We start from the raw sequence: 15,064 nt of genomic DNA on the forward strand, positions 1-15,064 counted from the left end.
GGAACACAACATGAAAATACCCCTTTCCTGGCTGAAAGATTACATTGATATCGACCTTTCGGTCGAGGAGCTGGCGCGGACACTGACCAACGCCGGACTCGAGGTGGAAGAGATTACCCTGATCGGGCTGCCGCGGGTCGAAGGCGAGCGGCGCGAGTTCAAGATGGACGGGTTGAGCTGGGAGCCGGACAAGATCGTGGTGGCGCAGATCAACGAGGTCATGCCGCACCCGAATGCTGACCGGCTGACACTGTGCCGCCTGGACGACGGCACGGGCGAATCGGTCGTGCTGACCGGCGCGCCCAACCTGTACGAATATAAGGGCAAAGGACCCCTGCCCAAACCGCTCAAGGTGGCCTATGCCAAAGAGGGCGCCCGAATCTACGACGGCCACCAGCCCGGGCAGGTGCTGACCACGCTCAAGAAGGCCAAGATTCGCGGCGTCGAATCCTCCTCCATGGTGTGTTCGGAAAAGGAACTGGGCATCTCGGAGGAGCACGAAGGCATCATCCTCCTGGATGACGACGCACCCACCGGCATGCCTCTGGTGGACTACATGGGCGATGCCGTGCTGGAGCTCTCCATCCTGCCGAACATGATCCGCAACGCCAGCGTGATCGGCGTGGCGCGCGAACTTTCGGCTGCCACAGGCAAACCCCTGCACAAACCCCAGCCCGAATTGGATCCGAACGGCCCCAGCATCGCCGGCCAGGTCAGCATCCAGATCGCGGACCCGACCCTCAACCCGCGCTTCGTACTCGGCCTGGTGCGCGGCGTTGAACCCCGACCCAGCCCTTACAAAATTCAGCGCCGGCTGCGCCTGGCGGGCATGCGTCCCATCAACAGCATCGTCGACGCCACCAACTACATCATGCTGGCCACCGGCCAGCCGCTGCACGCCTTCGATTACGACGTGTTGGTGAAACGCGCCGGCGGCAAGGCGCCGACGATCATCACCCGTTCGGCGCAGGCCGGCGAAAAACTGACTACATTGGATGGCGCAGAACGCACGCTCGAACCGGTTACCATCCTGGTCTGCGATACCGCCGGCTCGCTTTCGCTGGCTGGTGTGATGGGCGGGCAGGAGAGCGAAGTCACCGACTCCACGCGCAACGTACTGGTGGAAAGCGCAAGCTGGAACTTCATCAACGTGCGCCGCACGACCACCTACCTGCACCTCAGTTCCGAAGCCGGTTACCGCTTCGGGCGCGGCGTGCACCCGGCCCTGGCGCCCTACGCCGCCCAACTCTGCATGGCCTGCCTGGTCGAATGGGGCGGCGGGCAAATGACCCGCGACCTGGTGGATGCCTACCCGCGGCCGGTTGTCGATCCGACCGTCGAACTCGCGCCCAAGGACGTGATTCGCATGCTGGGCATAGCCATTGCCCCGCAGGAGATCGTCGGCATTCTCGAACGGTTGGGTTTCACCTGCCGCATCCAGGGTGATACGGTGATCGCCAAGGCACCGCCCAACCGCCTGGATATCGGCGAGGGGATCATCGGCAAATCCGATTTGCTGGAAGAGGTGGCCCGCATCTACGGCTACAACCGCATCCCGACCACGCGCATGGCGGATCCGCTGCCCGAGGCGCACCTGCGCCCTGAACTGACCCTGGAAACCAGCCTGCGCCACGCGCTGGCGCGCCTTGGAATGCAGGAGGTGATCAATTACCGGCTGACCTCTCCGGAGCGCGAGAAGCTGCTGTACCCGGCCGGCCAGGAACCCGCCGCGCCCGAATATATCCGCCTGAAGAACCCGCTCTCACCCGAGCGTTCGGTTATGCGGCGCAGCCTGCTGGCCTCGGTGCTGGATACGCTCGAGAAAAACGCCCGCCTGCGCGACCGTCTGGCAATTTTCGAGATCGGACCGGTGTTCGAACCCCGGGCTGACCAGGTGCTGCCGGATGAGCCCGTCAAACTGACCATGGCGATCACTGGAACGCGCCTGCCGCAGGCCTGGGACCGCAAAGACACGGCAAAATTCGATTTCTATGATTTGAAGGGTATCGTTGAAGGAATGCTGGAACAGGTGCACGCGCAGCAGGTGCATTTCGTCGCGGCCGGTTACCCCAGTTACCATCCGGGCATGTGCGCCGAGGTCTACGCCGGTGAAACCCGGCTGGGCGTGATCGGCGAACTCCACCCACTGGTCAAGGAGCGCTACGATTTCATGGCGCCCCCAGTGATGGCGGCCGAATTCGACGTCAAGGCGCTGCTGGCGGCGACCACCAGCCATTACGACACGAGCGGCGTTTCGACCTTCCCGCCGGTGCTCGAGGACATTGCGCTCATCGTGGATGAGTCAGTGCCGGCCGATCAGGTTGAACGCCTCATCCGCCAGACGGGCGGCAAGTTGCTGGCCGATGTGCGCCTGTTCGACGTCTTTCGTAGCGAACTGATCGGCGCCGGCAAGAAAAGCCTGGCTTACAGCCTGACCTATCAGGCGCCGGATCGCACGCTCAACGATCAGGAAGCCTCGCAGTTGCGCGGGCGCATCGTGAGACGGCTGGAGATCGAATTGGGCGCGAAACTGCGCAGCAATTAAGCGAAGATAGCCACAGAGTACACAGAGAACACAGAGTAAAACCTGTAGGTCGGGTTGGAGGGGGAAGAATGCCAATAAGTGATATGGGTATTTACTTCCCCCGTAAACCCGACGTCCAAAGACGTGGCGTAGACGTCGGTTCTCCGGGGAGAGCATGAGACCAATAACGGCATGTCTCTGCCACCGCCAAAGAGGAATCAACCACAGAGACATTATGCCCGAAGGGTACAGAGTAAACGGAGAAGATAATAAGAAAGAAGAGGAGATCATCTCCTCTTCTTTCTTCGATATTCTCTGTGTTCTCCGTGACCTCTGTGGCTACTTTTCTTCCAATGGGCTGATGATGCGGAAAATCTCATCCACCAGCTCTTCGCTGAGCTGTTCGTGGGCCTCGATCGCGCCCAAATTTTCATCCAACTGCTCGATGCGGGTGGCGCCGGTGATCACACTGCTGACCTCTTTACGGCGCAGGATCCAGGCAATGGAAAGCTGCGCGGTGGTCAGGTCGAGGCTTTCGGCCAGGGAAGTAAGCTGGCGCACCGCCGCAATGCGCTCGGGGGTGATCTGGTCGCGAATCCAGCTCATCTCGGGCAGGGTGGCACGCGAGCCGGCCGGAATGCCGTTGTTGTACTTGCCGGTCAGAATGCCGTAATGCAACGGGCTCCAGGTGGTCAGGCCTATGCCCAGTTCACGGGCGACGGGCATCAGGTCGTTCTCGACGCGTTTGCGATGGAACAGGCTGTACTGGGGCTGCTCGGCGGCCAGTGGAACCAGGTTGTACTGGCGGGCCGTCCCGTAGGCCTGCGTCACCTGGGATACCTCCCATTCGGAGGTGCCCCAGTAGAGCACCTTCCCCTGATGCACCAGGTCGTCCATGATGCGCACCACCTCTTCGAACGGCGTGTCGGGGTCATAGCGGTGGCAATAGTACAGGTCGAGGTAGTCGGTATCCAACCGTCGCAGGCTGGCATGAACAGATTCGAAGATGTGCTTGCGCGACAGACCGCGCCCGTTGGGGCCCGGCATGGTGGGCCAGAAGACCTTACTGGAAAGCACCAGCGCCTCGCGGGGCAGGCCTTTGATGGCCTTGCCCAGCGCCACTTCGGCTTTTCCCCCGGCGTACATGTCCGCCGTGTCGAAGAAGTTGACGCCCTGGTCGTAGGCCGCGCGGATGATATCAATGGAAGCCTGTTCATCCACCTGGTTGCCGAAGGTGACCCAGGAGCCCAGCGATATTTCGGATACTTTCAGGCCGGTCCGGCCAAGTCGTCGGTAATGCATGGTATTTCTCCGTAAGAGTTGATGCGTGATGAGTTGATGAGGTCTGAGGGAAGCCTCTGAATTATTTTCCCAAGCCTTTATTATCATAACTCAGAACCCATAACTCATAACTCAGAACACATCACCTTATTTCACTTTTCCTCGCCCGGACCAATCCCGAGCGGCTTCCATTTGCTCGAATCGGCGCGCAGGCGATGTTCGCCGCCGCCGCGATTGTGCAGTTCGTCGAAGCCCTCGGGTTTGATGAACATCTCGTCGCCGTCCAGCAGGCCGGTGATACCGATCTGGCCGGGCTCGACGCGTTTGTTCTTGCAGTACTCGCAGGTCTTGGGATCGTGTGGCTTGTAATTGATCGGCTCCTCGTAGGTGGTGACGTAACCTTCGTAGTTGCGCAGGATGATCTTGTGGTCCGACATGCTGATCTGATAATTGGGCATCAGTGGGATCTTGCCGCCGCCGCCAGGCGCGTCGACGACGTAGGTGGGCACCGCAAAACCGGAGGTGTGGCCGCGCAGCCCTTCGATGATCTCGATGCCCTTGGCCACCGGCGTGCGGAAGTGCCCGGCGCCTTCCACCAGGTCGCACTGGTAAAGGTAGTATGGCCGGACGCGGATGCGCACCAGGTCCTGCACCAGCTTGCGTTGAATGTGGACGCAGTCGTTGACGCCGGCCAGCAGCACGGACTGGTTGCCCAGCGGAATGCCGGCGCGGGTCAGCCGGTCGGCTGCCTGAGCCAGCTCGGCGCTGATCTCGTTGGGGTGGTTGACGTGAATGTTCATCCACAACGGGTGATACTTTTGCAGCATATCGCACAGCTCGGGGGTGACGCGCTGGGGCATGAAGACCGGCACGCGCGATCCGATGCGGATGATCTCGATGTGCGGGATCTCCCGCAAGCGCATCAGCAATTCCTCGAGGATTTTGGGCGCCAGGGTGAGCGGGTCGCCGCCGGAGAGCAGCACATCGCGAACCTGGGGGGTGCGGCGCAGGTAATCAAGTTGGGCTTCGAAATCCTGGTGCGAGAAAGTCGCGCTGGGATCGCCGACGATGCGCGAGCGTGTGCAGTAGCGGCAGTAGGAGGCGCACTGCGTGGTCACCAGCATCAGCACGCGGTCGGGGTAGCGGTGCACCAGGCCAGGCACCGGTGAATGGCGGTCTTCGGCCAGCGAATCTTCCATCATCCCGGTGAAGGGCACGATTTCATCTGCGCGGGGCACGACCTGCTTGCGAATGGGATCGTCCGGGTCGTTCGGGTCGATCAGCGAAGCATAATAAGGGGTGATGTCGACGCGGAACAATCCCTGCGTCGTCAGAGCTTTGCGTTCGCTGTCGGTGAGGTTCAGGACTTTTTCGAAATCCTCTGCGCTGTTCAGGCGATTGCTCAACTGCCAGCGCCAGTCGTTCCATTTTTCGTCAGGCACATCCTGATAGATGGGGGCGCGTTTAGAAATGAAAGGGGAAGGGGTCATGTCTTATAGACTCCAGTAAGTTTGAATTCGATTGCGCAGCATGGGCGGATGATCGGGTTAATGCCACTGCGAAAGGTGATAAACGGGCAAAGCCTCTAAGAGGCCATAATGGTCTGGTGGTATGCCAGGGTTACTGGCGGATCATGATCTGTGCGCCAGAAACCTGCCAGAAACAGATACGATGTCCAAAGAGTCATCATAACACTTAATTGTATAAAAGAAGGCGCGTCAGGTCAATTTGAAATGCCAATTGAAATTATCACGCCATTATTTTTTTTCAGGCCGATATGACCGAAATAATACAAATCCAACGTCGACTGAGTAACGGATTTGGCATTGTAATCGGGCGGCCCAATAACCACCGATGGATGCCTGATTAGTATTTCTCGTTGAGATATTGTGTAACATTCGTTAGCGCGAAAGGCGATAAAGACGATGCGAAATATTGGCTGTTTTCCAAATAGGGAAAGTCGGAATTGAAGCAGGTGTTGAAGATGTATCTGAATGAGTTGACAGGTGTAATATCGTTTGGTATTGGGTTGTCCGAACCACAAGGAATATAAGAAGCATATAAAATTGCGTAACGCTCTTCCAAATGGTCCGATTCTAATGTCAAAGTATTAAATTGCGACCCGGGACCGTGATCGCCATGGATGATGATAATAGGAGGTGTGTTGGATTTTTCGAAAATTTCCTGGACGGTTTTGAGTATCTCTTGGTTAATATATGAAACCTGGTTGGTATAACCGGTCCGATATTCTTCCAGTGTGCCGAAGAGCATGAAATCTGAGGCATCAAATGTCGAGTAAGGATGGTCAGGAGTGATACTTTCACCATTGGCTCCAAAAACGAAAGGAGGATGTGGTGAAATGATATGTGCAAATACAAAATCAGGCCCAACCTGCGTGCCAGCTTCAGCAATATAGTTCAAAGTGAAACGCACTTGTTCGCGATGAATGTTGTGCAACTGGCTGTTCCATAAAAGCCAAAGAGGAGTGGTGGTGATTACAAGCATCTCGAATTCATTTGGATATAATGTTGGATGGAATAGTTCATCTGCGGCAATAAACTCAATTTCTGAATTACCGGTTGCAAAGGTGTTCACACGATAGCCAAGACGGGAAAGCTGGTCTACGACCCGATTATCTCGAGTAATAGTATTAAGCGGTGAGTAATCGAAAGCATCGCCGTAGTCCTCTTCAAGCCAATTGATAAAATCCATGTTGAGTAGAGATGCAAGAGCAGGATTGGTTTGCTTGTAATTTGCACGGCTATCCTTCGCTACTGAAAGGCCAAGATCTTTGAGCGAATTCAGGAAAGACTGGTTATCAAACCCATAAAACTTTTCAAGAATATCATCGCGACCGTAGCCATCCAAAACAATATAGTAGATATCTGGAAGCGTTTGACTTGCCTGCAAATAATTTGGCTCCGCCTCCAATGTTTTATGCCACTTATTAACAAGGCGATTTGAATCCATCGACTTCTCATTTCCCCTTTGTTGGATAAGGGTAACGGTGGATGATCCCATGACAATTCCTATTAAGCCGATGGCAAAAATGTTCGCCATGCGGTTTGCAGTTCTTGGTTCTTTTTTGCTGATTAAAATAATCAAAAAAATGAAGCAATACAGGATGCTTAAAATAATCGCACATGCTTTGGACGCCTGTTGATAAGCTGGCACTTCTGTATGCTGGACAATCTTATTAAGAATAAGCAGTGATAGCTTCGTGATGCTATCGAGATTGAAGAAGAAAATGAAGAAAATGCTTGCAAGGAATGCTGCTTTTTCAAATGAATGGCAGATACGATATAGAAAGAAGTAAATCAGGACGCTTGATATGAATACTATTAACAAGGATAAAAGGATATCTTCAATGCCCACTTTATTCAAGTTTTGAGCAAAAAGATAGAAAATAAAAAAAAGTGGAATCACGATTACATGAAAATTTATGCGTTTCAAGGGTGACATCCTTTTTAAGCAATGCATGGAAAAATGATGTAAATCTTCGTTATTTCTCGAAGTTAAAAAGGGTGGTTAATTCTTTTCAGTCTTATGCCACAAAATGACATGGCTATTCTGACCATCTTTATTGTTTGCCGTCACTTTTTCGGTGACATCTGTAACCAGATAGGGTGTCTCATTAGACGAGTAATATTGCCGATTTTCCAGGTAAGGCAAATCTGCACGAAAACAAGCATTGAAAATATACCGAAAAGAATTAACCGGTGTAATGTCATCAGGTATTCCACTCCCGTGAGAACATGGGAGAAAATACGCAAAAAGGATGGGATAACGTTCCGAAAGGTTGCTGTTTTCGAGGATCTGATGACTGAATTGAGATCCGGGCCCGTGGTCACTTTGAATGATGATAATGGGCGGGATACGGGATGTTTCAAGAATTTCCTTTACGGCGTCGATAACTTCTTGGTTAATATAAGCGAGTTGGTTGATATAGCCAGTTTTATATTCTTCAACCGATCCATCCGCCAGAAAATCAGCGGCATCGACTGTCGTAAACGATCGATCTGGAGTAATACTTTTTCCTTGCGAGTCGAAAACAAATGGCGGATGGGGGGCAGGGATATGCGCGAAAATAAAGTCAGGTCCATCTTGATTTCCGGCTTCTGCCAGATTACGCAAATTATATTTAATCCTTTCTCGGTGAATTGTGTAAAGCTCCTCATCCAAGAAAAGGCTGATTGGCGTTGTGCCAGTCTCCATGATTTCAAATGTATTGAGGGAGGCTTTGGATCGTAAAGTTAAATCTGCGGTTTCTGATTCCAGGGTTTTGAAACCAGAGGAGAAGACATTGATATGGTATCCAACACGCCGGAGTTGTTCAGAGGTCCGGTTATAATCGAAAATTAAGTAGAGTGGTCCATAATTGCGATTTTCCTTGCCGATTTCATCTCCAATCCAATTGATATATTCCATATTTAAAAGAGACGCGAGGGATAAATCGGTCTGTTTGTAATTACTCAGGCTATCCTCACCCACTGTAAAGCCTTCGGCAGTGAGCGCATCGAGAAACGGTTGATTGTTATAAGCGTAGAGTTCCGCCAATACATCGTTCCGGCCATAGCCGTCCAGGATAATATAATAAAAATCGGGAAGCTCGCCTTGTGGATGTAGAAGATCGGGTTCATTATGAAGGGTATCTACCCAGCGTTTTGAAAATTCGGTGAGGTTTCTTTCGGAATTACTTGTTATTTTTTCTATTGAAAAGGAAATTGAAGTACCTACCAGGATGCCTATCAAACCGATGGAAAAGAAATTGGCGAACCTGGTTAAGGACGCCGGCTCATATTTTTTCTTGACCAAAGCTAACAATGCAAGGATGAAAATTGCCCCGATACCGAATGCGCAAATTTTCTTTACATCAAGAAATGCGAAAGTGTCTACTTGATCGCCTGTGATGATTATTCGAAAATAATAAAAGATTTTTGAAATAGTCTCATGATTGAAAAACAGCAAGGAGAATAAGGCTGTCAGTAGAGAAGATTTCTTCCATGAGCGGGTAATTAACCCAAGAATGACAAAGAGCAACCCGGTGGATAGGATGGCAATCCACAGCGAACGGAGGATATCCTTAAAAGCGACGAGATTGGCATTCTGCCAGTAATAGAAGAGTATAAAGAAAAGTGGAATTGTGAAAACATTGGCAAATGACAGCCAATCCAATCTGGATTTCATCGAGTATTTCCCCCTTTTATTCGATTCTTACATTTCTAAAACAGCTAATAGTCTACTTTGTATTAAATTTGGTGCCTTCTTTCATTTACAAAATAGAAGATACACACAATTATATTGCAATAATTCAATTTTGTATCCAGCCAATTGGATTTATTAATTCTTTATCAGAATGCTCGAAGCATGCTTGACGCTCATTTTCGGGCATGGTATCATCAATACCAGGTTGTTAGCACTCGAAGCCTTAGAGTGCTAAAACGGATAACAATGGACGAGCTGACTGAACGCCAAAAACTGATCCTCTCGGTAGTGATCCATGAGTACGTGCGAACCGCCAATCCAGTGGGTTCGATGCACCTGGTGGAACGCTACCATCTGGATATGAGCTCCGCCACCGTGCGCAACGAACTTTCGACGCTGACGGAGATGGGCTATTTGCGCCAACCGTACACCTCGGCCGGGCGAGTTCCCACCGAGGAGGGTTACCGGTATTTCGTCGGCCGTTTGCTGCAGGAAACCAACCTGCCCGATACCACCCGGCGCACCATCAGCCACCAGTTCTATCAGAGCCGCAACGACGTCGATCAGTGGATGCGGCTGGCCGCCTCGGTGCTGGCCCATCAATCACGGGCGGCTTCGCTGGTGACCGCGCCGCATCCGGCGCGCGCCGTAATCAAGCATCTCGAATTGATCTCCACGCGCGGGCGGCAGGTGCTGTTGGTCCTGGTGTTGGTGGGCGGTGAGGTTCACCAGCGCTTGATCACGTTGAGCGAATCGGTCTCTCAGGAACAACTTTCGACCTCGGCCAGCCATCTCAAGCAACTCTTCCAGGGCCAGGATGTCGAGGGCGTGCAGGCTCTGTCGGCGCAACTGCCGCCCCTGGAGGCCGAACTGACCGAGTATGTGGTGGATGAAATGAACCACATGGACGCGCTTGTCTCTGGAGAGGTTTACCTGGATGGCCTGACCAACGTCCTGGCTGAACCGGAATTCTCCGGGTCGGATGATGCGCGGCGCGCCATCCGCGTGCTGGAAGAACGGTCCATGTTGCAGGAATTGCTGGCACGAACTGTGCTATCTTCCAATTCGATGAACGGCGTCCAGGTTTTGATTGGCGGCGAAGGCACTTCGTGGGACGAATTACGCCAATGCTCGATTGTACTGGCGCGTTACGGAACACCCGGCCTGACCACCGGCACATTGGGCGTATTAGGTCCCATGCGCATGCCTTACGGTCGAACCATTTCGGTCGTGCGTTTCCTTTCCGGGCTGCTCAGCGACCTGGTTTCGGAAACGATGGAGGAAGAGCTCTCAAACACTTCGGGTGAGGTGAATTGATGGAAGAAGAAAAGAAGAAGCATACGAAAGCCGCTGTGGGTTCAACCGGGAAAGAACCGACAGCGTCGAAAAAACAATCGGCCCCGGTCGAGCAACAGGAAAAAGAATTGGAAACAGAAACTACCGCAGCAATCGAAGAGAAATTCATCGCCGAAAACGCCGCGCTCCGCGAAGAACTGGATCAGGCGTTGCAAAAGGCCAAAGAGAATATGGATGGCTGGCAGCGCGAGCGGGCTGATTTTATGAACTACAAAAAGCGCATCGATCGCGAACAAGCCACCCTCAAAGAAAACATCACCGGGGAAATTCTGAAGAAATACCTGGTCGTTGTGGATGATCTCGAGCGCGCGTTGAAGGTTCGGCCTACGGAAGGGGACCTGGCCGCCTGGTCTGAAGGCGTCGAGCTTGTCTATCGCAAGCTGATTGGCATCCTTGAATCCGAAGGCGTCAGGCGCATCCCGGCCGAAACAGAGAAATTCGATCCGAGCCGCCATGAAGCCATTTCGCATGAAGACAACCCGGATCATGAAAGCGACGACATCATCGAAGTCGTTCGTCAAGGTTACACCATCGCCGACCGCGTGCTTCGCCCGGCCCTGGTGCGAGTTGCCCGCTAGGAGGAATTAATCAATGTCAAAAATCGTCGGTATTGATCTTGGAACCACGAACTCTGTCGTCGCTGTCATGGTAGGCGGCGAACCAACCGTCATCCCCACCGCAGAAGGGGAACGGTTGCTGCCCTCAGTCGTGGCGGTCAACAAGAACCATGAACGTCTGGTCGGGCGCTCAGCGCGGAACCAGGCCATCACCAACTCGGAAAACACGGTTTTCTCGATCAAGCGCTTCATGGGTCGCAAGTTCGAGGATCCTGAGGTGCAGCGCACCATCAGCCGTGTTCCGTACAAAGTGGCCAAGGCGCCCAACGGCGACCTGCGCGTGGTGATGGATGGCAAGGAATATTCACCCCCGGAAGTCTCGGCCATGATTCTGGCTAAGTTGAAGACGGACGCCGAGGCGTATCTTGGCGAGCCGGTGACGCAGGCTGTCATCACGGTTCCGGCCTACTTCAACGACGCGCAGCGCAACGCCACCAAAGACGCCGGCAAGATCGCCGGGTTGGAAGTGCTGCGCATCATCAATGAGCCGACGGCTTCTTCACTGGCCTACGGCCTGGATAAGAAGAAGAACGAAGTCATCGCCGTGTACGACCTGGGCGGCGGCACCTTCGATATTTCCATTCTGGACGTGGGCGACGGTGTGTTCCAGGTCAAATCCACCAGCGGCGACACCTTCCTGGGCGGCGATGATTTCGATATCCGCCTGATGGATTATTTGATCGATGAGTTCAAAAAGGAAACCGGCATCGATCTGCGCAACGACCGCCAGTCGCTGCAGCGCCTGCGCGAAGCGGCTGAAAAGGCCAAGATCGAGCTTTCGTCGACCATGCAAACCGAGATCAATCTGCCGTATATCACGGCGGACGCCTCGGGCCCCAAACACCTGGTCAAGACGGTTACACGTGCCAAACTCGAGCAAATCACGGCCGATCTGGTGCAGAAATCGCTCGATCCCGTTCGCCGGGCCATTTCGGACGCCGGCCTGCGCACCTCGGACATCAATGAGGTGGTGCTGGTGGGCGGTATGACCCGTATGCCCGCCGTGCAGGAAGCCGTGAAACGCGAATTCGGTAAGGAGCCCCACAAGGGCGTCAATCCGGATGAGGTGGTGGCGGTTGGCGCTGCCATTCAGGCGGCCGTGTTGGGCGGCGAGGTGAAGGATATCCTGCTGCTGGACGTGACTCCGCTGACCCTGTCGGTGGAAACGCTTGGCGGCGTGGCGACCCCGTTGATCGAGCGCAACACCACCATCCCGACCCGCAAGAGCCAGATCTTCTCGACCGCTTCCGATTCGCAGACCTCGGTGGAAATCCATGTGCTGCAGGGCGAACGCCCGATGGCCGCGGACAACAAATCGCTGGGTAAGTTCGTGCTGGATGGCATTCCCCCGGCGCCGCGCGGTTTGCCGCAGATCGAAGTGACCTTCGACCTGGATGCGAACGGCATTCTCAAGGTGACCGCGTCCGATAAAGCCACCGGCCGCAGCCAACACATCACCATCACCGCTTCGTCCGGCCTGTCCGACTCGGAAATCGATAAGATGCGCAAGGAAGCCGAAGCGCATGCCGAAGACGACCGCCGCCATAAAGAATTGGTGGAAGTGCGCAACTATGCCGACAATTCGGCTTACGCCGCCGAAAAAGCACTGCGCGATTACGGCGACAAAGTCGACGCTGGTTTGAAATCGCAGATCGAGGAGAAGGTCAAAGCGGTGCGCAATGTGATGAGCAGCGAAGACCCCGAAGCGATCAAACGCGAGACCGAGGCCCTGGGTCAATTGATCCAGAAGATTGGCGCGGGAATGTATCAGCAACCCGGAGAAGGCCAACCGGGCGGCGCCGGCGGCCCGCAGGGCGGCCCTGAGCCCGGTTCAGAGGGCGGTTCCGGAAAATCTGGCGACGATGTCGTAGATGGCGAATTCAAGAACATCTAACCAATCCTCTTCGTCGAGGTAAGAAATTTCCCCCTTCTTCCCGCTGGTTCTCTTTCAGTGGGAAGAAGGGGATTATGATTTATAACGATTGGATGAATAGAACGCATGGCTTCGCGCGATTATTACGAAGTGTTAGGGGTAAATCGCAATGCCTCGCCGGATGAGCTGAAATCGGCCTTCCGAAATCTGGCGCGCCAGTATCACCCAGATGTAAACAAGGCGCCGGATGCAGAAGAGCGGTTCAAGGAAATCAACGAGGCGTATGCTGTACTTTCGGACGCCGACAAGCGGGCTGCATACGATCGCTACGGACAGGCCGGGTTGAACGGCATGGGCGGCGCGCCTGACTTTAGTACAGTCGATTTTTCGGACATTTTCGAAGAATTCTTTGGCTTTGGCGGCGGTTCCAGCCGGAGGCGAAATGCGCCCCGGCGCGGCGCTGACCTGACCTATACGGTTACATTGGCTTTCGAAGAGGCCGCGTTTGGCGTCGAAAGGGAAGTGGAAATCACCCGCGATGAGACCTGTTCCACCTGCCGCGGCAGCGGCGCCGAGCCGGGCACCAGCCCGGTGCGCTGCGCCACCTGCGGTGGCAAGGGTGAGGTCCGTCAGGTGCGCCAGACCTTCCTGGGTTCGATGGTCCAGGTGACCACCTGCCCGACCTGCAACGGCTCAGGCGAGGTGATCAGCACGCCCTGCCATACCTGCCGCGGGCGCGGGTTGGAACGCAAGACGGTCAAGAAGACGGTGCCAATTCCGGCCGGCGTCGATACCGGCACCCAGATTCGTTTGGCCGGAGAGGGGCAGCCGGGTTCCAACGGCGGCCCCAACGGCAACCTGCTGCTGGAAATCCAGGTCAAGCCGCATGCTTACTTCCGAAGAAAGCAATATGATATCATTCTGAATCTGGGCATCAATCTTGCCCAGGCCGCATTGGGCGCCGATATCGAAGTGCCCACCCTGGAGGGCAAATCCAAATTGTCCATTCCGGCGGGCACGCAACCCGGAAAGGTGTTTACCCTGAAGGGGAAAGGCATTCCGCACGTGCGCAGCACGGGACGCGGCGATGAACTGGTGGTGGTGGATGTGGAAGTGCCCACCCGCCTGACCGATGAACAGCGTGTGCTTTTCGAGCAGTTGGCCAAATCACTGGGTAGCGAAGTGCACACCAGGGAAAAGAGTTTTATGGACCGGTTAAAGGAGGTGTTGGGTGGCTGAAGCACGCTGGCTTGAAGTTTCTCTGACCGTGGATGGCGAGTTGGCTGAGGCGGTTTCTGAAGTGTTGAACCGTTTTGTATCCCAGGGCGTAGTGGTCGAACAGGCGGTTCGCTACAATGACGCGGAAGATGTCGGAACCCCGTACGGCCCGGTGCGGGTTTTTGGATATCTACCGATCGACGAACAGGTGGAAGATACCCGCCAGCGCCTGGAAGAAGCCCTCTACTATCTGGGGCGCATTCAACCTCTGCCCAAACCCGAGTTCCGGGATATCGCAGATGAGAACTGGATGGAATCCTGGAAGCAGCACTATCATCCCATCCCGATTGGTAAAAAACTGCTCATCCTGCCGGCCTGGATCGAGGAATATGATCGGGAACGCATCCCGGTGCGCATAGACCCCAGCATGGCGTTCGGCACCGGCACGCACCCGACCACACAATTGTGCATGGAGATGGTGGAAAAATATACCCTGCCCGGCAAGCCCATCATCGACGTGGGCTGCGGTTCGGGCATCCTGTCCATCGCGGCGCTCAAACTGGGCGCCAGCCGGGCGGTGGGTGTGGATATCGACAGTGCTTCCGTCAAAGCGACCTACGAAAACGGCGCGGCCAACGACGTGGAAGACCGGTTGGAGGTCGGCGTCGGTTCGGTGCGCGAACTGCGCCAGGGACATTTCAGCATCCGGCACGCGCCGGTGGTGGTGGCTAATATTTTAGCCCCGGTCATCATCCGTTTGTTCGACGCCGGCCTGGGCGAACTGCCCGAACCCGGCGGCACGCTGGTGCTCTCGGGCATTCTGGCCGAACAGGCTGCCGGCGTGGAAGAAAAGGGCAAGGAAATGGGCCTGGAGTTCGTCGAACGCGTCCAGCAGAAGGATTGGGTGGCGATTGTGATGAGGCGCCCATAGGGTGCAGGCGCCCATAGGGTGCAGGCGCCCGTAAAAGGAACGAGACAGTTGGATTGATA

At 54.8% G+C, this 15,064-nt stretch carries 10 protein-coding genes; 6 read left to right on the forward strand and 4 right to left on the reverse strand.

Annotated features, from left to right (window positions below):
* Positions 1 to 10: 10 nt before the first annotated feature.
* Entirely contained in the window at positions 11 to 2,545 is a 2,535-nt protein-coding gene (gene pheT / locus LARV_RS06370) for a phenylalanine--tRNA ligase subunit beta (RefSeq protein ID WP_075072849.1), read from the forward strand.
* A gap of 318 nt (positions 2,546 to 2,863) precedes the next feature.
* On the opposite strand, the gene LARV_RS06375 is transcribed toward pheT, so the two are convergent.
* The 4 genes from LARV_RS06375 to LARV_RS06390 all read right to left on the reverse strand — a co-directional run bounded on the left by LARV_RS06375 (position 2,864) and on the right by LARV_RS06390 (position 8,992).
* Positions 2,864 to 3,826, reverse strand: a complete 963-nt coding sequence (locus tag LARV_RS06375; protein ID WP_075072850.1) for an aldo/keto reductase — start codon at positions 3,824 to 3,826, stop codon at positions 2,864 to 2,866.
* Positions 3,827 to 3,957: 131 nt separating this feature from the next.
* A complete protein-coding gene (kamA, locus tag LARV_RS06380) occupies positions 3,958 to 5,295 on the reverse strand; it encodes a lysine 2,3-aminomutase (RefSeq protein WP_075072851.1) in 1,338 nt (445 codons plus the stop codon).
* A 376-nt stretch (positions 5,296 to 5,671) separates the two neighbouring features.
* Positions 5,672 to 7,258, reverse strand: a complete 1,587-nt coding sequence (locus LARV_RS06385; protein ID WP_075072852.1) for a hypothetical protein — start codon at positions 7,256 to 7,258, stop codon at positions 5,672 to 5,674.
* Positions 7,259 to 7,333: 75 nt separating this feature from the next.
* Positions 7,334 to 8,992 (reverse strand): sulfatase-like hydrolase/transferase, encoded by a 1,659-nt coding sequence (locus tag LARV_RS06390; protein ID WP_075072853.1) that lies wholly within the window; start codon positions 8,990 to 8,992, stop codon positions 7,334 to 7,336.
* 264 nt (positions 8,993 to 9,256) lie between these two features.
* Here LARV_RS06390 and hrcA point away from each other — a divergent pair, with 264 nt between their 5' ends.
* The 5 genes from hrcA to prmA all read left to right on the forward strand — a co-directional run bounded on the left by hrcA (position 9,257) and on the right by prmA (position 15,005).
* The gene (gene hrcA / locus LARV_RS06395; protein WP_075072854.1) at positions 9,257 to 10,327 is read left to right on the forward strand and encodes a heat-inducible transcriptional repressor HrcA; all 1,071 of its coding nucleotides are present in this window, start codon (positions 9,257 to 9,259) and stop codon (positions 10,325 to 10,327) included.
* Between the two features lie 107 nt (positions 10,328 to 10,434).
* Entirely contained in the window at positions 10,435 to 10,944 is a 510-nt protein-coding gene (locus tag LARV_RS06400) for a nucleotide exchange factor GrpE (protein WP_172797795.1), read from the forward strand.
* Positions 10,945 to 10,957: 13 nt separating this feature from the next.
* Complete coding sequence (gene dnaK / locus LARV_RS06405) at positions 10,958 to 12,877, forward strand: molecular chaperone DnaK (protein ID WP_075072856.1); 1,920 nt, start codon at positions 10,958 to 10,960, stop codon at positions 12,875 to 12,877.
* A gap of 105 nt (positions 12,878 to 12,982) precedes the next feature.
* Positions 12,983 to 14,095: a molecular chaperone DnaJ gene (gene dnaJ, locus LARV_RS06410; RefSeq protein WP_075072857.1), complete on the forward strand. Its 1,113-nt coding sequence runs from the start codon at positions 12,983 to 12,985 to the stop codon at positions 14,093 to 14,095.
* Positions 14,088 to 15,005 carry a 50S ribosomal protein L11 methyltransferase gene (gene prmA / locus LARV_RS06415; protein WP_075072858.1) on the forward strand — a complete coding sequence of 306 codons (918 nt, stop codon included), beginning with the start codon at positions 14,088 to 14,090 and terminating at the stop codon, positions 15,003 to 15,005. The genes dnaJ and prmA overlap by 8 nt, the downstream gene beginning before the upstream one ends.
* The last annotated feature ends 59 nt before the right edge of the window (positions 15,006 to 15,064 follow it).

It is taken from the genome of Longilinea arvoryzae (genome assembly GCF_001050235.1).
GTDB lineage: Bacteria > Chloroflexota > Anaerolineae > Anaerolineales > Anaerolineaceae > Longilinea > Longilinea arvoryzae.

Bases quoted from the DNA above. Each gene is read 5' to 3' on its own strand.
- pheT (WP_075072849.1), top strand. From the start codon at position 11: ATGAAAATACCCCTTTCCTGGCTGAAAGATTACATTGATATCGACCTT.
- LARV_RS06375 (WP_075072850.1), bottom strand. From the start codon at position 3,826: ATGCATTACCGACGACTTGGCCGGACCGGCCTGAAAGTATCCGAAATA.
- kamA (WP_075072851.1), bottom strand. From the start codon at position 5,295: ATGACCCCTTCCCCTTTCATTTCTAAACGCGCCCCCATCTATCAGGAT.
- LARV_RS06390 (WP_075072853.1), bottom strand. From the start codon at position 8,992: ATGAAATCCAGATTGGATTGGCTGTCATTTGCCAATGTTTTCACAATT.
- hrcA (WP_075072854.1), top strand. From the start codon at position 9,257: ATGGACGAGCTGACTGAACGCCAAAAACTGATCCTCTCGGTAGTGATC.
- dnaK (WP_075072856.1), top strand. From the start codon at position 10,958: ATGTCAAAAATCGTCGGTATTGATCTTGGAACCACGAACTCTGTCGTC.
- dnaJ (WP_075072857.1), top strand. From the start codon at position 12,983: ATGGCTTCGCGCGATTATTACGAAGTGTTAGGGGTAAATCGCAATGCC.